Origin of the sequence: Providencia sp. PROV209 (assembly GCF_028479485.1) — a bacterium.
GTDB classification, from domain to species: Bacteria; Pseudomonadota; Gammaproteobacteria; order Enterobacterales; family Enterobacteriaceae; genus Providencia; species Providencia alcalifaciens.
The window spans coordinates 212615-233824 of the sequence record NZ_JAMPNR010000003.1; the positions used below are offsets into that span (position 1 = coordinate 212615).

Sequence of the window (21210 nt, forward strand, 5' to 3'; positions counted from 1 at the left end):
ATAAACAGCATAAAACCAAGTTAATCTCATGAATTTTATGCTGTTTTATTAAGAGATGAAACGGTGTGAAATTAAAGTGTAAGTTTACACATTAAACCTAAATTTATGTCGTATAATTTTGATTTATAATGATTTAATTTTAAGTTATTTATTTTGTACTCAGCGGTGTACTCATTTAGAACAAGGTGTCTGCTAAAATAGTACTTATAAGATTATCAAAGTAAAATTACATCAGTATAAAACACTAATCTATTGCATAGAGTATAACATAATCTGACAGGCAGCTTGGTGCCAAGAGCGGACATCATACAAACATCATTACAGCCCAAGCTAGAGCTTCATGATTAACGTTGTTTTGTACAAACAAAAAAATGTTAATCTGGTTATCTGTAACTCGCGCCAGATCTAGATACTGGTATATTTAGATAGCCATTCGATGCTAGCAACATCTCAATTTCATATTCGTTTATTTCACATTTAGGGCCAAGAACAACATCAAATATAAGGTTATCTTTTGAAGAAAAATCATATTCAAAATACGAAGTTATTTTAGTGCCTGTGACCCTTTGCTTTAGATCTGAAATTGAATGTAAAACGTTAAATTCGCCTCGATCATTTCCTGTAACGAAAGGAAGATGTACAATTCTCACCTCTTGTTCCTCCTCGAAAAATTTATTTTTAGTAAACAAACATTTTGTTCTGACTTCACTTGCTATTTGATTGTAGCCCAACCATCTATCCGATTCATTATGAATAGATAATGCAGTTACAGCTTCAGACATGCGATCAGCAAACTCACAAATAACCTCAACATCATCGTAAAAAACTTCATTGATACCAATGGAATGAACATTAGACATACTCAAAATTGGTGCTGTGTCAGAAAAACCAAAGGCTTCTGTATTAAAACCAATAGAAACTCCACAGCCATCACCAGCATAGGCACGCCATTGACTTAAAAGATCTTTATTTTTTGAAAAACTACAAATATAAGGGTGAGGAAATGTACCTTGAAAACAAGTTATGAATTCATTAATAACATTATCACTAGATGGGTTTCTCTTTGAATTCAATGAGTCAACGAAAATGTTTCTGACATAATTTATTTCAGTGTAATCATTTAAGTTTCCAGCCGATGAAACCCAAAGTTTCTTATTATTTATAATACTCAATAATGCATTAAGATCACAATAGTGATAAATTACACTCATTAAACATAACTCCATGTTTTATATAAAAATATATAATTTACTTATAAGAGCGTCATGACTTAGTTAATGCCAACTCTCAACCATTCATACCCCTCAAAAACTCTATCACAAAATATATGAATATATACAATATAATAATCAAATGAAGATTAAATCACCATAAATTTAATAGATACCTTCTTGCCATCCAAAGGTATTGATTGATCTGTTTTAGAAAATCACCTTCAAGCGAGTGTCCGCTTTAAATATTTTATTCAATGATAAAACCAAGTTCTTTTAATGATTCAGATTCATCAACTTTCAATTTTTTGACACACCAAATTAGTCGATATCTAGGTCTTGAGCTCGCGACATATGCAAATCTAGCCGATTCTGAATTAGGATTATTTATCCATTGCTTCCAATGTGAGCCATTATTTCCTGTATTTGAAGGAGATGATAGTAGAATTGTCACATCGTGGGTTTCACCTTTAATGCTATGAATTGTAGCGTATTTATAATTTTCGTTATTCCTTTCATTTATTGTAGTGAATTCTGATACATTAAATTTGGCAAGTCCTGACGGTGATTTTATTGGTAAGGAAAATACGTCTTCAGCTATCGATTTTAATTCATCAATAATGAATGATTGCTGGTGAATAATGGGAAGAACTGTATTAGCATTTTTACACCATTTGCTCCATGTTACTGTAAAGTCATTGAGGTTATTCTCGATGAGATATTTTAATGTATTGAAAAGAAACATTCGCCATTGTACAGATGATTCTATTTCATTAGGGCGATTATACGTAGATTCTCTTATTGGATGGTTTAATTTTGAGCGTATTACTGTCGAAAATAACTGTAAGGCATTTTTAATATTTTGAGTTCCTTGAAATGAGAAAAGATTTATTGCGTTAACAAGATTTTTTACTTGATTATTTTCAATGCCATTAAATGTAAACTTTTCCAAAATTGAATGTCCACGAGCTACTATTACGTTGTTGCTGTAACCGAGACATGATTTTTCAATCTTGTCGATTAGCTCTAATGGCGTTTCATTATATTGCAATACAATACATGGTGATTCCATAGAGCTAAACTGGCCACTGATACCACTATTTGATATTAATTTTGAACAAAGATTAATTATTTGCTGACAACTTCGATAATTGGTTTTTAGTGGCATTTTTTTAAAGTTGTTATCCGCAATGAATTTTATTGTATCAGCTGGATTTACAGCACGGAAACCATAAATAGATTGGTCTAAATCACCAACAAAATGAAGTGCAACACCTAAATCATGAAGGCTTTGCAATATAAATAAGTGCTCGAATGCTAAATCTTGGCATTCATCAATAATTATAAGTGGGAATCTTTGTGAAAGTAATGACGCATATGTTTTATATTTCTGGTCACTAAAAATTTCTTCAGCTAGATATAACGAGTCATCATGATTCATGAACCCGGATTTAAATAGTCTGTATTTTGTGTCGATTAAATCGTCAAGTTGCCAGTCTTCTAATTTTATAGATTTTCTCATTCTATCAAGTTCAGAATTATTAGAGTTGAAACGTATACAATTATTTTTTCTATCGAAACTAAAATGATGTGCTTTAATCTTTCCTCGTTTATTGTATGCATATTTTGTTTGAATGAATAATGGCGATGTGGCCTCTATGATTTTTAATGTGTTGTTATTATCCTCACCCTCAAATTTAGTTAGGTCTTTAGCGTTAGGGCTAATTAAAAATTTAAATATAAAGCTATCAAAAGTCCCAATGAAATGCGGGAATTTACAGAAGGTTTCTGGAGAGTATTTTTGAACTCTTGAGATAAGTTCTTCTGTAGCGCTATTAGAAAAAGATAATAAGGCAAGACCTCCAGGGGAATGTCCCCAATTATGTATTTCTTTTGCCACTTTTGCTGCAATAATTTCAGTTTTCCCGCTGCCGGGACAAGCCTCGAGATAAATACTTGAGTTGATGGAGGATTCAAGATAATCTATTTGTTGAGAGTTAAAGTCTTTCATTTTTATTCATCTCCCTCTTGGCATGCCCAGAGAATAGCATTTTTAATATATTCTGGTGTCTCAAAAATAACTAGATTTGTAGATATTTTGTCTGACAAGCTTTGTGCGAAGTATCCTTTTCCTAACTCATTGTGCTCAATGTACTGTAGTAAATCATGCGCAACTACTGCCCGCTCTTTTGAATCTTTACTAGACCAATCGTCTTGTACATCTGCAATTATTTTTATTTTCTTTTTTATTTCCCCATTTGTTGGCCAAATGTCATAGAGTACAGCTGACATAACTGCAATATTATTTCCTTCCATTGCTAAATCATATTCAAGTGTTTTGTATTTGCTTACATATAGTCTTGCATATTTTGAACAGTTTATCTCTTCTACGAGCTTGATTGCATGGTTGGTGCCTTCATACATATTGCCATCATGGGGAATAATTGTTTTTTCGATAAATTTATCTTCTCCAACACTCTCTGTTATTTTTTTTTTGTGGATCAAGGTCTGTCAATCCTGCACACCTTACAGGAATGTTATCTCCATCATGCTTTGTTTTTTCGCTTGGGATAGTAAAGTTACAATATATTCCCATGAAGTGTCTGAAATAGATTCCGTTGAGATTTATAACAGAAACACCTAAATCTGATAAAGTATTCTTCCCTGCACCTCGATCCGCTAATATCCTATTTGCTAAAATAGGTAATAACATTTGCTCGGCTATGCCTTCAACAAGAATTACCCCACTTGCGAAAAGTAAGTTGGATTTAGTCACATCCATCCACCTATTAATGAACTCTTTACTTTTTTTTGCTAATCCACAGTCTTTTATACGTGTTGCTACTGGAGAAGTTGATCTGGATAAGTGAATTATAGAATCCACGTTGACTGACGATGCAAGAGTTGTTGAGTGTGTTGTAACAATTACTTGAACATTATTTTCTTTATCTTCAGATACTTTTTTTAAATGATCAAGTAATCTTATTTGAAGTTGAGGGTGTAGATGGGCTTCAGGTTCTTCTATTAATAATATTCTACAAGTAGATGAATCTTGTTCATTACCGAGAGTTAACTCGGCTAATATAGAGGCTATATAAAGAAGGTTGTTATAACCTAAACTGTTTTGCTCTAAACTTCTGAAAAGTTTGGTATCTTTTTCATTTAAATTAGGGAAAAATATTAATCTTAAACTCTCTACAATTCTAGTAAAATCACTTTCTGCAAATTGAATGGCTGTATTTTGACCGAAATTAAATCCTATTGCATTTTGTAGATGGTTTTTAATTAATTGATTTGCGGTTTTTATACTATATAAATCACTGTTTGATAACTCATCATTAAAAGTATTTACTTTATCTACAAGAGGATGCACTTCTCCATTTCTTTTTAATATTTTTAGATCTTTTCTGTTTATGGCTTTTAAAAGCTTTGATAATCTGGATTGGCGGCCGTTGGTTAATTTTGATTCAGCATCTCTTAATGGAGGAAGATATATGCAATAGATTAGGTCTAATAATTCATAATCAAATTGAGAGCTTTGCGAATCACCGCCCCACAGTGATTTTTTATATCTACCTCTTATCTCCTTGTTCTCAATGTGTAAATTTAATTTAGCTACATCAGAGTTTCCCGTCCAAGGAAGTAAAGCAACTTTCTCTTTTACATCTAAATTAGAAAATTCCGCATTAATTGTAAATGAATCACTTACCTTGGGGGGATTGCTAAATGGGCTATGAAAATCATTCTCAGTTATATTGTATCGTTCTGATTCCGAATCGATAAATAACTGTCTTATTGAATTTATAATAGCAGATTTCCCTGCTCCATTCTCTCCTACAATAACACTAAGGCCTTCATTTAAAGAAATGTTAAATTCATCATCAAAACATCTGAAACCTTTAATTTTTAATTTACTTAGAAACATGTGAGTGTCCGTCCTGATAATATTCGAAAATTTCTTACGTCAAGTTAAAGCTTTAGATAAACGTTCTAACTAAAAAACAACATAATTTCAATATATTAAAGAAAAAACTGAAGCCTCCTACCCTGATTTGTGGAAAAACTCTCATAAATAGAAGTGAAAATATTCGTTTTTCGAGTTTGAGTATAGGTTTTATTTCTTTTTAGAGTATTATGACTTAAAGAGAACAGGAAAGCTGTATTGCCATATAAAACAACGGTGATAAAATGCACTATTGTCAGTTTGAAGTGAGATAACTATGAACAAAAATGAATTAACTCAAGCCACAAAACCCACTCGCACCCAGCTCATTCGCGCGGTAACAACGTCTACGGCTATTGAAACAGGGCAGGAGTCCCGTCGCCTTGAAGAAGAAATGAAAGCAAAGCGTGAGAAGTTTGGTCATTTGAAACTGGCGATTTAGCTTTCTTTTAAGGCTTCGCTAACCCAATATTTCATGGGTTCATAGTTAAGGTTTAACCCTGCGTGGATTGCTGCAATATACTGCTCGGGGTGTTGAGTCCAACTTTCATAATCCAACGGCTGGAAACCAGTTTGTACTGCCATTACATCGGCAAGTAAGCGCGATAAGCGCCCATTACCTTCTCTAAATGGATGTATCAGAATCAACTCCACATGTACCGTGGCAATAGCCTCTATGACTTGTTCTCGGCTCATATTGGTGCAAGGTGTGTACTTCGCTAGAAACTCTTTCTCGAATTGAGCAAGTAACTTTGCAACACGTCCCGCAGGGGCAAACATAAAGCCACCCTTGCTAATATTCACCGTACGTAACTGACCAGCCCACTCGTAAACATTCCCTAACCATTGGCGGTGCCAACGCTGAATAAGTGATACGGTAATTTGCTCAGTGGGAAATTGTTCTTCAAAAATGACTTGATACAGTTTTTCTAACAGGACAAGCTCTGCATCATTGATATCATCAACGTTTGAAAGCCCTAGCTTATTAGCTAGCACTTCTTCATCAGAACTATCAGCAAATTTTCCTTCGCTGTTAAACACATCGTATTTATTCATATAAGCGTGTTCTTGTGGTATGGGTATGAATTTTGTACGTTATAATGCTAAAAACATCAAATAAATAATAACTACCTATAAATCAACGGATTAATTAAGTGTAGGTTAAATTATAGGTTTTTCTGAAAAATTAATAAATATCGTTATATTTCAACGCTAACACACCCATGCATCATGGTTTTCATTCAAAATTGGCTAGTTTTACCCAAATATCAAGTTTATCAGCCCAATCCTGCATCATGATTTTGCGCTCTTCAAGATAAGTTGCATGGTTATATGAACGTCTAACGCTATTTGAGTCCATATGGGCTAATTGTGCTTCTATAGCATCAGGTCTATATCCAAGCTCATTTAATCGCGAGCTTTTATGAAACTTAATGAGACATAAAAAAGCATAAAACCCAGTTAATGTTATGAATTTTATGCTATTTTTTTATGAGGTGGTACTTTGTGAAACAGTGTGAGACTAAAGTGTAAGTTTACACATTAAACAAGAAATTCAACACATCACCATCTTTGACGATGTAATCTTTGCCTTCCGCGCGCATTTTACCCGCTTCTTTTGCACCTTGCTCACCACGGTATTTGATGAAATCTTCAAATGCGATAGTTTGTGCGCGGATAAAGCCTTTTTCGAAGTCAGTGTGGATTTTACCTGCCGCTTGTGGAGCTGTTGCGCCAACAGGGATAGTCCATGCACGCACTTCTTTCACACCAGCGGTGAAGTAAGTTTGCAGGTTTAATAACTCATAACCCGCACGGATCACACGGTTCAAACCTGGCTCTTCAATGCCTAAATCTGCCATGAATTCATCACGCTCTTCATCGTCCAGCTCGGCGATATCGGATTCGATAGCGGCACAAACAGGAACAACAACAGAACCTTCAGCTTTCGCGATTTCGTAAACTTTGTCTAAGTAAGGGTTATTTTCAAAACCATCTTCATTGACGTTGGCAATGTACATGGTTGGCTTCAGCGTTAAGAAGCTTAAATAACGGATAGCGGCTTTGTCTTCAGCCGTTAAATCCAGTGAACGCAGCATACCCGCTTGTTCTAAGTGTGGCAGGCATTTTTCCAGTGCTTCTAATTCCGCTTTTGCGTCTTTATCGCCGCCTTTTGCGCGCTTTTGTACGCGGTGAATAGCACGCTCACAAGTGTCTAAGTCAGATAGTGCTAATTCAGTATTGATAACTTCGATATCCGCCGCAGGGTCAACTTGACCCGCAACGTGGATGATATTGTCATTTTCGAAACAGCGAACAACGTGACCAATCGCTTCGGTTTCACGGATGTTAGTCAGGAATTGGTTACCAAGACCTTCACCTTTTGATGCGCCTTTTACTAAGCCAGCGATGTCAACGAATTCCATCGTGGTTGGTAGAATGCGCTGAGGCTTCACGATCTCAGCTAATTGATCAAGACGTGGGTCTGGCATTGGCACAACACCCGTGTTTGGTTCAATCGTACAGAAAGGGAAGTTGGCTGCTTCGATGCCGGCTTTGGTCAATGCATTAAACAGAGTGGATTTACCCACGTTAGGCAGACCAACGATACCGCATTTAAAACCCATATGTTTCTCACCTTAATAGCGAGGGGCAGGCGTGTGCTGCCCCTAATGTTTAGAAAATTGGCGCTGATTATACACAAAAACTTGTGTTTGATGAAATCAACTCTTAGGCAGTGGCTTTAAAACCATGTAAGCGATTGATAGCTTTATCCATTCCATCTGATAACAGGATGTCCGTGCAGCGCACAGATTCATCAATCGCATCATCAATAAGCTTCTGTTCAGACAGCGGTGGTTTGCCTAACACGAAACCAACAACTTTGTTTTTATCGCCTGGATGCCCAATACCAATGCGTAAGCGGTAAAAGTTCGGGTTATTGGCAAATTTGCTTTGAATATCTTTTAAGCCGTTATGTCCGCCGTTGCTACCACCCAGTTTCATTTTTGCAACGCCCGGTGGTAAGTCGAGCTCATCATGAGCGACTAAAATTTCATCAGGATTGATTCGATAGAAATTGGCCACTGCGGCGACGGATTTACCACTTAAATTCATAAAAGTCGTTGGTACTAGCAAACGAATATCATTGCCGCCAATATTGATGCGCGCTGTATAGCCAAAAAACTTAGGTTCTTCTTTTAGTGATTGGTTATGGCGTTGTGCCAGTAAATCAACATACCACGCACCAGCATTATGGCGGGTTTGCGCATATTCAGCGCCCGGATTGGCTAATCCAACAATTAATTTTATTTTACTCACGGGGACTTTTTCACTGTCAATGTATAGAAATTGGTGACTAGTTTACCTCGTGTCGGGGTGGATGTACAAAATTGTCAGCGAGAAGATTTCTGTAGTGATAATTAGCTTCTGAATTATTCGGTAATGCTATAAGGCAAGTTTATAGTTTGATAAAAAGCATTTTTTGAGTAGATATCCTTAAACTCTTCTATACATGTGAAGCTTATCGCAAATAATTTTACTTAAAGAGCTATACTCTTTACATAAATATAAAGTTTTATCGAACTTTTCTTCAATGCTTGCTTATCAGTTTACTGATATTGGAGGTAAATATGAAACGGAAAACGGTTACATTCATCGGAAATGGTTTAATGGGACTGGGCATGGTCGTCATGGGAGGGAGCATTGGTTTAAACCTGTTTTCTCATATTGTGGACTTAGGCTTATCCGATGACATCATTAACGGTTCGTTGTTTGGAATTTTTATTGGTGCATTAGTTTGGTTAGTGGGTGCGAGAATGGGTGGTAGGGAAAAAGTGGAAGATCGTTACTGTTTAGTAAAACGCCAATTTCATTCCCGTAATGATAACCATCGTTATCCATGATAAGTTAACGTCAAATCCCAACAGTGTGAAATTAACTGTTGAGAGCTGACTGCAGAAAATAATGCGCTCGGTGAGCGGAAGCATGATGAATATAAATAAGAGTGAAATTATTGACTAAGAATTTCACTCTTATTTTTTGTTTAGAAATTATCTTAATATCACATACAAAAAATAAAGCCCCTACGGTTGATGGACAACAGTAGGGGCGCTACTTATAAATTTTTGTATCGTGACCACAATGAATGTGGTGCGATAAAGCACATTTCTCGCCTCAATAATTTAATGAAAAACGACTGAAACCAGTATGTTAAAACGGGGCCATTAAGACCCCGTTTTAGAATTAGTGCTCGAACATCGCAGAAATTGACTCTTCATTGCTGATACGGCGAATAGCTTCGGCCAGCATGCCTGAAAGGGTCAGGGTGCGAACTTTGTTCAGCGCCTTGATTTCAGGAGAAAGAGGAATTGTGTCACAAACAATGACTTCATCAATCACAGAGTTTTTGATGTTGTCTACAGCGTTACCGGAGAAGATTGGGTGAGTTGCATAAGCGAATACACGCTTAGCACCACGCTCTTTCAGCGCCTCAGCTGCTTTACACAGTGTGCCACCAGTATCAATCATATCGTCAACTAAAATACAGTCACGACCTGAAACGTCACCAATGATATGCATGACTTGAGAAACGTTTGCGCGTGGGCGACGTTTATCAATGATAGCCATATCGGTATCGTTCAGTAATTTCGCGATTGCTCTAGCGCGAACGACGCCGCCGATGTCTGGAGAAACAACGATTGGGTTTTCTAAGTCTTTCTGCAACATGTCTTCCAGAAGGATTGGGCTACCAAATACGTTATCTACAGGAACATCAAAGAAGCCCTGGATCTGCTCTGCGTGTAAGTCAACGGTAAGAACACGGTCAACACCTACACTAGACAGAAAATCGGCAACAACTTTAGCGGTGATTGGTACACGGGCAGAACGTACGCGACGATCCTGTCTTGCATAACCGAAGTAAGGAATAACAGCGGTAATACGACCAGCAGATGCACGGCGCAGGGCATCAACCATCACAACCAGTTCCATCAGGTTGTCATTAGTTGGTGCACAAGTTGACTGGATGATAAAAATATCACCACCGCGAACATTTTCATTAATTTGAACACTGACTTCGCCGTCGCTAAAACGACCAACAGCCGCGTCTCCAAGATTAGTGTAAAGGCGGTTAGCAACACGTTGTGCTAGTTCCGGTGTAGCGTTACCAGCAAAAAGCTTCATATCGGGCACGAGAAAAACCTCAGGCTTGCGTCCAGAGAGATATTGTTGACCAACAGCAATGATGGATGGGTCATTACTTATTGGTGCAATACACGGGTTATCCCAGCGCGGAATTTGTGCACAGGAGAAACATTCGCTCCTTGAGCGACGAATCCGTGCACCCACGATGGGGCTTTATTTAACACCTTCAGGGCATCCGCTTGTGTTTCGAACTCAGAAAAGACACAAGCGCCTGTTCCTGTTAGGCGAGACGGAGCATATTGTAACAGCCAAGAAACGAGCTGTTCAACCTCACGAAAACGTTTTCTTGCAATTGGTTCGCAGTCATTTGCATACGGAGCCAGTAATAATGCGGCTAAAGCGCGTTTTGGAGAATTTCGATTTAATTCTGGATCTGTGAAGATCATCGGGGTTGAGATTTCAATTCCGGGGTGAGCGACTAAATACCAACGCTCTTTTGGTTCTGCCGGTGTTAAAATTTCGCCAATCCCTTCAGCAAAGGCAGCATGACCACGAACAAAAACAGGCACATCTGCACCCAGATGTTGACCTAATTCTGCTAAAACATCATCAGAAACGTGGGTTTGCCAATGTTCATTTAACGCAATGAGCGTAGTGGCCGCGTTGGATGAACCACCACCAATACCGCCACCCATAGGCAACACTTTGTTAATACAAATATCGGCACCCAAAGGACCCTGATGGTTTAGTGACTCACGACAATAGGTCTGTAAACTTTTGGCAGCGCGAATAATTAAGTTTTTTTCGACATCCACGCCCACCATTGGAGTGAGTAAATTAAGGTGATCATCGGAACGTGCAGTGAAGGTAATTTCATCACCATAATCTAAAAACTGAAACAAGGTTTGTAGCTCATGGTAGCCATTAGCACGCTGCCCTGTAATGTATAAGAATAGATTCAATTTTGCCGGTGATGGCCACGTTAATGTCATTTTTTCAGTGTCCAACTATCCATTTTTAACTTGATGATTTTATCTTTTTGATGCAATTCCATCTGATTCGGTAACATTGGTGTGGTTTTGGTATCGTAAGAGAGATAATCCAAATTCCATGTTTCACCATTGACTTTAAAAGTGACTGATTTCAACAGGTGGTTACTATCAAGGGTGTATTCTGACGCTCGACCGGGTGAGCCGACTAACCACGCGGTGAGTTCATCAATTGGGATATCCATACCCGTTAGTTGATAAATTAGCTCACTGGGTACATCGCTCATATGCGTTTGACCGTCTTTGGTGATTAACTTGGTTAAATCGGGCTCAACGCTGAGTTCCAGTTCGCGAGTTCCTAATGGATTGGTGAGCAATAAACGGTATTTTTCAGGCGTGTATTGTTGCCAGAAAAATTTCGCGTAGGTTTTGGTTTCCGTGCCAGTTCCTTGTCCGCCGATATACACAAAGGAGCCTCGAGTTTGGTAATCTCGCAATTCCGAAACTTGAGCCTGATGTTTTTGCCACTGTTCATCAGAAGATGAAGAGGTTTCTTTTGTGGTTTTTTGTGACGTTGTCACGCAGGCGGTAAGAAATAAGGCTGAGAGGGGAATTAATCGCAAAAAGCCTTTGGCTGGGCGAATAAACGACAGAGCAGAAAAAAATTGCATATCGATTCTCAACATAGAGTGAATAGTAATGACATTGCAGATGAAACCACAAACAGGGTCGTTATTTTAACCATTTTCTGGTTTTCTCAATAGAGAATTAAATTTATTTTAGACATCATTGCCTATTAAAGCTATCGAAAACACCAGAGTGCTTTAATGGGATGCTAACGTTAAAATGAGATATTTTTCAGGGATATTGCGCCAATCTTATTGGCTTATCAATGATAATATGATGAAAAGTATGGATTTGCTTTCTGTGCGTAATAAATGCATTCTTAAAGCATCTTATTGATATTTAAGGCAGCTAGTCAGATAATTACTTCATATTTTGGGGTTAATCATCTTTCTGGCTGTTAGCCATTGAGTACCCGTAGAAACAGAAGCGTTAATCATCTACAATATACGCATATAAATCTCAGCAATGAGCTAGGTTACTAGTATCAGGCTGATAAATAAATTAGCAATGTGAGCAATGTGAGTAAGTCGTAAGCACAATGACCTTATTAGCCTTAGGCATTAATCATAAAACAGCACCGGTAGCTTTGCGTGAGCAAGTCGCTTTTGGTCCTGAAAAAATCGACCACGCACTTGAGGAACTTTTAAAACAGCCTCAAGTGCGTGGCGGTGTTGTGCTGTCTACCTGTAACCGAACTGAACTGTATCTAAGCCTTGAATCTCAAGAAAAAGCGCAAGAACAGTTAACAAAATGGTTATGTGATTTTCATGGGATCACCGCTAAAGACCTACAACCCAGTCTCTACTGGCATCAAGATGCACGCGCAGTAAGTCACCTTATGCGCGTGGCGAGTGGGTTAGATTCACTGGTTCTCGGGGAGCCTCAAATTCTCGGTCAAGTGAAAAAGGCCTTTGCGCTTTCGCAAGATAACCATTCACTGTCTAGCGAATTAGAGCGCTTATTCCAAAAATCTTTTTCCGTGGCAAAACGTGTACGAACAGAAACCGATATTGGTGCGAATGCCGTTTCTGTCGCATTTGCTGCTTGTACACTCGCGAGACAGATTTTTGAATCACTCAAACATTTGAATATTTTGTTAGTCGGTGCAGGTGAAACTATTGAATTAGTCGCGCGTCATTTACGTGAGCATGGCGTGCAGAAAATGATGATAGCTAACCGAACCCTTGAACGTGCACAACTGCTCGCCAAGGAAGTTAACGCACAAGTTATTTCATTAGCGGACATCGATAACCGTTTAGCTGAAGCAGATATCGTGATCAGCTCGACAGCCAGCCCATTGCCAATTATTGGTAAAGGAATGGTCGAACGTGCGATGAAAGCACGTCGCAGTAAACCTATGTTATTGATTGATATCGCTGTACCTCGTGATATCGAGCAGGATGTAGAAAAACTCAGAGATGTTTATCTCTATACTGTTGATGATCTTGAATCCATCATTGCCCAAAACTTGGCTCAGCGTAAGGCCGCGGCGGTTGAAGCGGAATTTATCGTTGAACAAGAAAGCGGTCATTTTATGGATTGGTTGCGCTCACAAGCCGGAGTCTCTACAATTCGCGAATATAGAGAACAGGCGGAAGCAATTCGGGCAAGTATGACCGAGAAAGCACTTGCAGCCATTGCCCAAGGTGCCAACCCTGAGCAAGTAATCATGCAATTATCACAACAGTTAACCAACCGCCTGATCCACGCTCCGACTAAATCTTTGCAGCAAGCTGCAGGAAATGGGGATGTTGAGCGTCTAAATCTACTTAGGGACAGCTTAGGGCTGGACCATCAATAACCACTTTTTAATCATAGGTCTGATATAACGAATGAAGCCTTCTATTGTCGCAAAACTAGAAGCATTACAAGAACGCTACGAAGAAATTGAAGCGCACCTTGCTGATGCGGGTGTGATTGCTGATCAAGACCGTTTTCGTGCTTTATCAAAAGAATATGCTCAGTTAACGGATGTCGCGAAGTGTTTTACTGCGTGGCGCACCGTTCAGGATGATATCGAAACAGCCCAAATGCTGTTAGACGATCCTGAAATGAAAGAGATGGCTCAAGAAGAGCTTAAAGAAGCAAAAGAGCGCAATGAAGAGCTGGAACAGCAATTACAATTGCTGTTACTTCCAAAAGATCCTGATGATGAATATAACTGTTTTGTGGAAATCCGCGCTGGTGCGGGTGGCGATGAAGCAGCGATTTTTGCGGGTGATCTATTCCGTATGTACAGCCGCTATGCAGAAAGTAATCGCTGGCGTGTTGAGCTGATGAGCACCAGCGATGGTGAGCACGGTGGGTATAAAGAGGTGATCGCGAAAATCTCGGGTGACAGTGTTTATGGTCGTCTGAAATTTGAATCAGGTGGTCACCGAGTACAACGTGTTCCTGAGACTGAGTCGCAAGGTCGTATTCATACGTCCGCATGTACTATTGCTATTCTACCTGAGTTGCCAGAAGCTGAATTGCCAGAAATCAGCCCAGCGGATCTGCGTATTGATACTTTCCGTTCTTCTGGGGCGGGTGGTCAGCACGTTAACACCACTGACTCAGCAATTCGTATTACCCACTTACCAACGGGTATTGTGGTTGAGTGTCAGGATGAGCGCTCACAACACAAGAACAAAGCGAAAGCGATGTCGGTGTTAGGTGCACGTATACGCCAAGCAGAAATGGATAAACGTCATGCTGCGGAAGCATCTGAGCGCCGTAACTTGTTAGGTTCTGGTGACCGTTCTGACCGTATCCGGACATACAATTTCCCACAAGGTCGTGTGACAGATCACCGTATCAACCTGACACTGTACCGTTTGGATGAAGTGATGGAAGGGAAACTGGATACATTAATCCAGCCTATCATCAACGAATACCAAGCTGATCAGCTTTCTGCATTATCTGAGCAGGACTAATGCGTTATAGCGAATGGTTACAGCAGGCAGTCGTAAGGCTGTCTGCCAGTGATAGCGCTAAACGTGATGCGCAGATCCTGTTGCAATACACGACGGGGCGTAGCCGTACTTATATTCTAGCCTTTGATGAGACGGAACTCACGTCAGATGAACAGACCCAGCTTGACGCTTTATTAATGCGTCGTGAGCAGGGGGAGCCAATAGCATACATTGTCGGCGAACGTGAGTTTTGGTCTTTACCATTGTATGTGTCGCCAGCGACGCTAATCCCTCGCCCTGATACCGAATGCCTTGTTGAGCAAGCGTTAGTGCGATTACCTAACGCAGAGTGCCGAATTTTGGATCTTGGTACTGGCACTGGCGCGATTGGATTAGCTTTAGCATCAGAGTTGCCGAATAGTTGTGTTATCGGCGTAGACTTTAACCCTGAGGCTGTGGCGTTAGCACAACGAAATCAACAACGCTTAGCGCTTCCAAACATTCAATTTTCGCAAAGTGATTGGTTTGCTTCACTACCAAATGAACTATTTGATATGATTGTGAGTAATCCTCCTTATATTGATGAGGATGATATTCACTTGAGCCAAGGTGATGTGCGTTTTGAGCCATCAACCGCGTTGATTGCTGATAACCACGGTTTTTCAGATCTAGAACACATTATTGCCACATCAAAACAATACTTAAAACAACAAGGGTGGCTGCTGCTTGAACATGGTTGGCAGCAAGGCTCAACAGTCCGAGAGCTATTTAATGAAAATGGGTACACCAATGTCGAGACTTGTCTCGATTATGGTGGTAAAGAGCGAGTTTCTCTTGGTCAATGGAATGGTTAAGTGGGCAATAGTAGTGGAATTGTAATGAAAACAATAGCAAATATTGAGTTTAATCAGTTACCGTTAAGCGAAGGCATTATGATGGTTTCTCAAATCATTCGTGCCGATTTTCCTTTTATGCAGGTACAAGCGCAATTAGATGAACTTGTCGCTAAAGCGCGAGATGCAATAGATTTGACTGCGGATAATCAGTCAAAAATAGAGCAGCTGATTACTCTGTTTTATTCTCAGTGGAAATATGGTGCTGCGGAAGGCATCTATGCCCTGTCGGATATGTTGTGGCTGGATAAAGTCTTATCCTCCAAACAAGGTACGCCTGTCTCTCTTGGTTCCATTTTTTTATTTATCGCTGAGCAACTCGACTTGGATGTTGACGCCGCGATTTTCCCGACTCAGTTGCTATTTGTTTCGACAAAGCGCGATGGTTCTCAATGGTTTATTAACCCTGTCAATGGTGAAACCCTATCTCAGCATACATTAACAATGTGGTTGAAAGGGACGGTCGATCCATACTCTGAATTTATCTTTGATGAGCTAGATGTCGCTGAACATAGCGTCATCGTACGCAAAACTTTTGATACATTGAAAGCGGCGCTGATGGAAGAGAAGAAAATGGAGATGGCATTAAAAGTCTGTGAGACGTTGCTAATCTTAGATCCTGAAGATCCCTATGAAATTCGTGACCGAGGACTTATCCTCGCGCATTTAGACTGTAATCATGTGGCACTGAGCGACCTTAACTATTTTGTTGAGCATTGCCCAGAAGACCCAGTGTCCGAAATGATTAAGATCCAAATTTATTCGCTGGATAATCTTCCAGTCGTACTGCATTGATTAACGTATAGACAGTTTACTGTCTTCCTATGAAGGGTAAGAGTATGCAACAGAAAGTAGTCAGTATCGGTGATATTAAGGTCGCAAACGATCTGCCATTTGTTCTGTTTGGTGGCATGAACGTACTTGAATCTCGCGATATGGCGATGAAAGTGTGTGAGCATTATGTCACTGTGACACAAAAATTAGGCATTCCGTATGTGTTTAAAGCCTCTTTTGATAAAGCTAACCGATCATCTATTCACTCTTATCGTGGTCCGGGTCTGGAAGAAGGGATGAAAATCTTCCAAGAAATCAAACAGACTTTCGGTGTAAAAATCATTACAGATGTGCATGAGCCTGATCAAGCACAACCTGTTTCTGAAGTGGTTGATGTTATCCAATTACCCGCTTTCCTTGCTCGCCAAACGGATTTAGTCGCTGCGATGGCAAAAACGGATGCAGTGATTAACATCAAAAAACCGCAGTTCATCAGCCCAGGACAAATCGGTAACATCGTTGAGAAATTCATTGAAGGTGGCAACGATAAAATTATTCTGTGTGACCGCGGTGCAAACTTTGGTTATGACAATCTCGTGGTTGATATGCTTGGCTTTAATGTCATGATGCAAGCGTCTAAAGGGTGCCCAGTCATCTTTGACGTGACACATTCACTGCAATGTCGAGACCCATTTGGTGCGGCTTCTGGTGGTCGTCGTGGTCAAGTGGCGGAATTGGCAAGAGCTGGCATGGCAGTAGGTTTAGCTGGTCTATTCCTCGAAGCGCATCCAGATCCAGAAAATGCACGTTGCGACGGTCCTTCTGCACTACCATTGCATAAATTAGAGCCATTCTTGCAACAAGTTAAAGCGATCGACGAAGTGGTAAAAAGCTTCCCTGCACTGGATACTAACAGTTAATCTCGGTTCCAAATGCAATTAAACGATGTTGTTTCCATGTTCGGCGCTGATCTTCAGCGCCGATATGGTGAAAAAATTCACAAAGTCACCTTGCACGGTGGCTTTAGCTGCCCAAACCGTGATGGCACGTTGGGGCGGGGTGGCTGTACATTTTGTAATGTGTCATCCTTCAGTGATGAAAACCAATCTGAGCAACCCATCAGTTTGCAAATCCAACAGCAAATTTCTCGAATATCCCGCGCAAATCGCTATTTAGCGTATTTCCAAGCTTATACCAGCACCTATGACGAAGTGCATAGATTAAAACTATTGTATGAAGAAGCGCTACAACAAGCTGATATGGTTGGGTTATGTGTAGGTACTCGCCCTGATTGCGTACCTGATGCTGTGCTCTCTTTACTGGCTGGGTACCGTCAACAAGGTTATGAAATTTGGTTAGAGCTTGGGTTACAAACTGCTCATGATAAGACGTTACACCGTATAAATCGTGGGCATGACTTTGCGGCTTATCAAGCAACAGCGCAAAAAGCTCGCGCACTTGGACTCAAGGTATGTACGCACTTGATTTGCGGTCTGCCAAGCGAAAATGCAACCATGAATATGCAGACATTAGATGCGGTTTTGGCATGTGGCACAGATGGTATAAAGCTGCATCCATTGCACATTGTTGAGGGCAGCATTATGGCAAAAAGTTGGCGTGCAGGACGCTTAGAAACGCTATCTTTAGAAGAATATACAGCCACTGCCGGTGAGATGATCCGCCATACTCCGACCGATATTTTATATCATCGCATCAGTGCTAGTGCGAGAAAGCCAACATTGTTAGCACCGCAATGGTGTGAAAACCGTTGGGTAGGTATGAACAGTTTATACCAATATTTGCTCGTAAATGGCGGACAAGGGTCAGCACTGTAATGCAGAGATTTTTAACTGAATTTTTTGAAATACTGATTCATAATAAATTTAAAAAAATAAAAAGGTGCCTATGTATCCGATAATCTCAAGTGTTAAACACGTTAGTCGTCAACTTTGTTTAGGGGCAGTAGGCTTGGTATTTTCTCTACAAGTTTCAGCGCAATACGATATTACACCTGAAAATAAGAAAGTATTCGAACACACTAAAATTGCGGCCCAAAATAATGATGCTAAAGCGCAATATGAATTAGCAGGCATGTATTTATCGGGGGTTGGTGTATTACAAAACCAAAATAACGCTAAGTTATGGGCAGAAAAATCAGCACAATCAGGTAATGCGGATGCATATTCATTATTGGCGGATATTACGTTAATGAGTGGTGATAGAACGTTCACTGAAGAATTTGTCAAAGCCCGCGAATATGCAAGTAAAGCCGTTGATGGTGGAAGTATTCGAGGAAAAATTAGTTTAGCTGAAGCTTTAATTACGCCGGAGTCTGGCGCTGTTGATTATCCGCGCGCCATTGCACTACTTGAGGAAGTCAGTGCGTTAAATGACAAAGATTACTTCAACGCGCCATTATGGTTAGGCATCATTTATTATGATGGTCATGGTGTACCACAGAATGAAAAAAAGGCGTTAGAATGGTTTGCAAAAGCGGATGCGTTAACTTTCTCAGGTTTTGCTGAAGGAATGGCATCATTTCAATTTAATGATGGCAACAATGGTACTGTCAGAGATGACGAGCAAAAAGCCACGAAACTCCGCGCAATGGCATGTGAGCTAGGTAAAAAAGAGAATAACGAAATGTATTGCTACTAGTTTTAGGTACAGAATGAATAGAAAATGCCGCGCTTGTTTAGCAAGTGCGGCATTTTTATTGTTAGCTTCAGTTATAATTTAAGTCTTCGACTTTTTAAGACGTAAGGGACCTTTTAGCCTCTTGAATGTGCTGAACTTCGTCTAAAGCACTATCCAGTGAGTTTTGGAAACTGAGCGCGCCATCAATAGGACGAACATTCGCACGAGCTAATGTTTTCAGCGGTTGGAATGGGATATCACACACAATAATGTGAGTATCTTTACGTACGATATCAATAAATTTCTGGAAGGCTTCTAAGCCACCCGCATCAAAGACAGGTACCGCATCCCACTGCATAACAATAATTTCATAGCCATGACTTTTTACTCGCAGTTCATCAAAAATACGTTCTGCGGCAGCAAAGAACAGTGGACCATTCACTCGGACAACTAACACGCTCTTATCTTCTTGAGTCTCCGGCAACTGTGTGACTCGTGTCATATTGGCAATACGTCGCATAAACAGCAACGAAGCAATAACGATACCGACGGTAATGGCGATCACCATATCGAATAGAACAGTTAAAGACATACATAACAGCAATACAATAATGTCATCTTTAGGTGCGCGGCGGATCAAGCTAAAGACTTTACCCGCTGCACTCATGTTCCAAGCCACGATCAAGAGCAGTGAAGACATGGCGGCAAGCGGTAAATACGACAATAAAGGCGCTAAAATAAGCAGTGTCAGTAGCACTAAAATCGAGTGTATGATAGCTGAGATAGGAGAGGTTGCACCGGCTCGAACGTTTGCAGCAGAACGAGCAATTGCAGCCGTTGCCGTGATCCCCCCAAAGAATGGGGCGGCAATATTTCCTAGCCCTTGACCTATTAATTCACTATTGGAGTGGTGCTTTTTCCCCGTCATATTATCGAGCACTACGGCACACAGTAGGGACTCAATCGCACCTAGTACCGCCATCGATAGTGCGGCAGGCATAAGTGCTGTGATCATCGCCCAGCTAATGGGGGCACTGCCTGGTAACTCCCATGGCAATATAAATTGCGGTAAAATTGGCGGAATACCACTTCCTTCTGTGCCGTCAGGGAGCAAATAGCTAAATTTAGAACCGATCGTTTCCACATGAATATCAAACAGCGTTAATATCCACATAATTAAGGTCCCAACAATAATTGCGGGTAGATGCCCAGGCAGGCGAACCTTAAGTTTAGGCCAGAAGATTAAGACAAGTAATGTGGCAAGCCCAATCAACGTATCGCTATATTGTAAGGTTGGAAAAGCTTTGCTTAGAGCAATAACCTTATCAACATAGTTTTCAGGAACATGCTCCATTTGCAGACCAAAGAAATCCTTGATTTGCATAGTGGCAATTGTAATAGCAATCCCAGACGTAAATCCCAGCGTTACGGACACGGGAATATATTCGATGAACTTACCAAACCGAGCAAAACCCATTGCCAGCAAGATAATGCCTGACATTAATGTTGCGACTAATAAGCCACTGAGCCCATATTGTTGAGATACTGGGTATAAGATCACCACAAACGCCGCAGTAGGACCGGATACGCTATAACGGGAACCACCAGAAATGGCAATTACAATCCCAGCAATTGCAGCGGTGTAAAGTCCATATTGCGGGGGAACGCCACTGGCTATTGCGAGCGCCATCGCCAATGGAATTGCAATAATCCCAACGGTAATACCCGCAATTAAGTCCTTCATGAAACGCGCTGCGGTATATTTCTCTTTCCAACAGGAGTCTATTAATGCGCTAAAAGGGCGCAATCTATTAATATTTTTTGTACTCATTAAAACCCTACCAAAATAACAGGGTGAAAAATAAACGAAATGAAGAGATGAGGATACGCCTAACTGAATCAAAAAAATGTGTTATTTATCAATGAAACTACAATTATCATAACGCTTTCAGTATCAAAAGTAAAAAATCGTTATTTTCTACGTTAAATATCATTAAATGTATTTAAAATAATTATTAACTATCGATTTTCTATTTTAAACAGTGAGTTAAAAAAGATAATAATTAATTAATAGTCAATTTACCTCTGATTTAAATA

20 protein-coding genes and 1 pseudogene are annotated in these 21210 nt (G+C 40.0%); 9 read left to right on the forward strand and 12 right to left on the reverse strand.

All coding sequences use genetic code 11. The features are described 5' to 3' along the window. Positions 1 to 383: 383 nt before the first annotated feature. From PR795_RS04905 to PR795_RS04920, 4 genes are all read right to left on the reverse strand, one after another. Positions 384 to 1211 carry a DUF2971 domain-containing protein gene (locus PR795_RS04905; protein WP_272516696.1) on the reverse strand — a complete coding sequence of 276 codons (828 nt, stop codon included), beginning with the start codon at positions 1209 to 1211 and terminating at the stop codon, positions 384 to 386. Between the two features lie 250 nt (positions 1212 to 1461). Beyond that, positions 1462 to 3222, reverse strand: a complete 1761-nt coding sequence (locus PR795_RS04910) for an ATP-dependent helicase (RefSeq protein WP_272516697.1) — start codon at positions 3220 to 3222, stop codon at positions 1462 to 1464. A gap of 2 nt (positions 3223 to 3224) precedes the next feature. Next, entirely contained in the window at positions 3225 to 3716 is a 492-nt protein-coding gene (locus PR795_RS04915; protein ID WP_272516698.1) for a hypothetical protein, read from the reverse strand. Then, complete coding sequence (locus PR795_RS04920; RefSeq protein ID WP_272516699.1) at positions 3673 to 5136, reverse strand: ATP-dependent nuclease; 1464 nt, start codon at positions 5134 to 5136, stop codon at positions 3673 to 3675. The genes PR795_RS04915 and PR795_RS04920 overlap by 44 nt, the downstream gene beginning before the upstream one ends. A gap of 295 nt (positions 5137 to 5431) precedes the next feature. Here PR795_RS04920 and PR795_RS04925 point away from each other — a divergent pair, with 295 nt between their 5' ends. Next, the gene (locus tag PR795_RS04925) at positions 5432 to 5596 is read left to right on the forward strand and encodes a hypothetical protein (protein WP_272516700.1); all 165 of its coding nucleotides are present in this window, start codon (positions 5432 to 5434) and stop codon (positions 5594 to 5596) included. Here the strand turns inward: PR795_RS04925 and PR795_RS04930 are convergent. The 4 genes and pseudogenes from PR795_RS04930 to pth all read right to left on the reverse strand — a co-directional run bounded on the left by PR795_RS04930 (position 5593) and on the right by pth (position 8475). After that, a complete protein-coding gene (locus PR795_RS04930) occupies positions 5593 to 6210 on the reverse strand; it encodes a Fic/DOC family protein (protein ID WP_272516701.1) in 618 nt (205 codons plus the stop codon). The two genes, PR795_RS04925 and PR795_RS04930, sit on opposite strands and share 4 nt — an antisense overlap. A gap of 181 nt (positions 6211 to 6391) precedes the next feature. Beyond that, positions 6392 to 6574 (reverse strand): annotated as a pseudogene (locus PR795_RS04935) (tyrosine-type recombinase/integrase); the annotation flags it as partial. A gap of 115 nt (positions 6575 to 6689) precedes the next feature. Further along, positions 6690 to 7781: a redox-regulated ATPase YchF gene (ychF, locus tag PR795_RS04940; protein WP_006659996.1), complete on the reverse strand. Its 1092-nt coding sequence runs from the start codon at positions 7779 to 7781 to the stop codon at positions 6690 to 6692. A gap of 103 nt (positions 7782 to 7884) precedes the next feature. Beyond that, a complete protein-coding gene (gene pth, locus PR795_RS04945) occupies positions 7885 to 8475 on the reverse strand; it encodes an aminoacyl-tRNA hydrolase (protein WP_006659995.1) in 591 nt (196 codons plus the stop codon). 311 nt (positions 8476 to 8786) lie between these two features. On the opposite strand from pth, the gene PR795_RS04950 reads away from it, so the two are divergent. After that, positions 8787 to 9059 (forward strand): DUF2583 family protein, encoded by a 273-nt coding sequence (locus tag PR795_RS04950; RefSeq protein WP_006659994.1) that lies wholly within the window; start codon positions 8787 to 8789, stop codon positions 9057 to 9059. A gap of 340 nt (positions 9060 to 9399) precedes the next feature. Here PR795_RS04950 and prs read toward each other — a convergent pair whose 3' ends face one another. The 3 genes from prs to lolB form a co-directional block, all read right to left on the reverse strand. Then, complete coding sequence (prs, locus tag PR795_RS04955) at positions 9400 to 10347, reverse strand: ribose-phosphate diphosphokinase (protein WP_006661866.1); 948 nt, start codon at positions 10345 to 10347, stop codon at positions 9400 to 9402. Positions 10348 to 10415: 68 nt separating this feature from the next. Then, the gene (gene ispE, locus PR795_RS04960; RefSeq protein WP_006661865.1) at positions 10416 to 11291 is read right to left on the reverse strand and encodes a 4-(cytidine 5'-diphospho)-2-C-methyl-D-erythritol kinase; all 876 of its coding nucleotides are present in this window, start codon (positions 11289 to 11291) and stop codon (positions 10416 to 10418) included. Continuing rightward, positions 11288 to 11959: a lipoprotein insertase outer membrane protein LolB gene (gene lolB / locus PR795_RS04965; RefSeq protein WP_181480811.1), complete on the reverse strand. Its 672-nt coding sequence runs from the start codon at positions 11957 to 11959 to the stop codon at positions 11288 to 11290. Before lolB ends, ispE begins: the two co-directional genes overlap by 4 nt. A gap of 494 nt (positions 11960 to 12453) precedes the next feature. Between lolB and hemA the strand changes: the two genes are divergently transcribed. From hemA to PR795_RS05000, 7 genes are all read left to right on the forward strand, one after another. Next, positions 12454 to 13716, forward strand: a complete 1263-nt coding sequence (gene hemA, locus PR795_RS04970; RefSeq protein ID WP_006659990.1) for a glutamyl-tRNA reductase — start codon at positions 12454 to 12456, stop codon at positions 13714 to 13716. A gap of 31 nt (positions 13717 to 13747) precedes the next feature. Further along, positions 13748 to 14830: a peptide chain release factor 1 gene (prfA, locus tag PR795_RS04975; RefSeq protein WP_006659989.1), complete on the forward strand. Its 1083-nt coding sequence runs from the start codon at positions 13748 to 13750 to the stop codon at positions 14828 to 14830. Then, positions 14830 to 15663, forward strand: coding sequence for a peptide chain release factor N(5)-glutamine methyltransferase (prmC, locus tag PR795_RS04980; RefSeq protein ID WP_181480812.1), 834 nt, complete (start codon positions 14830 to 14832; stop codon positions 15661 to 15663). Before prfA ends, prmC begins: the two co-directional genes overlap by 1 nt. 24 nt (positions 15664 to 15687) lie before the next feature. Beyond that, positions 15688 to 16497, forward strand: coding sequence for a transglutaminase family protein (locus PR795_RS04985; protein ID WP_036966210.1), 810 nt, complete (start codon positions 15688 to 15690; stop codon positions 16495 to 16497). 44 nt (positions 16498 to 16541) lie between these two features. Continuing rightward, positions 16542 to 17396 (forward strand): 3-deoxy-8-phosphooctulonate synthase, encoded by an 855-nt coding sequence (gene kdsA, locus PR795_RS04990; protein ID WP_006661861.1) that lies wholly within the window; start codon positions 16542 to 16544, stop codon positions 17394 to 17396. Positions 17397 to 17408: 12 nt separating this feature from the next. Next, entirely contained in the window at positions 17409 to 18311 is a 903-nt protein-coding gene (locus PR795_RS04995; RefSeq protein ID WP_181480813.1) for a TIGR01212 family radical SAM protein, read from the forward strand. Between the two features lie 70 nt (positions 18312 to 18381). Further along, complete coding sequence (locus PR795_RS05000; RefSeq protein ID WP_006659984.1) at positions 18382 to 19134, forward strand: tetratricopeptide repeat protein; 753 nt, start codon at positions 18382 to 18384, stop codon at positions 19132 to 19134. Between the two features lie 94 nt (positions 19135 to 19228). Here the strand turns inward: PR795_RS05000 and dauA are convergent, their stop codons facing one another. Beyond that, the gene (dauA, locus tag PR795_RS05005) at positions 19229 to 20944 is read right to left on the reverse strand and encodes a C4-dicarboxylic acid transporter DauA (RefSeq protein ID WP_006659983.1); all 1716 of its coding nucleotides are present in this window, start codon (positions 20942 to 20944) and stop codon (positions 19229 to 19231) included. Between the last annotated feature and the right edge of the window lie 266 nt (positions 20945 to 21210).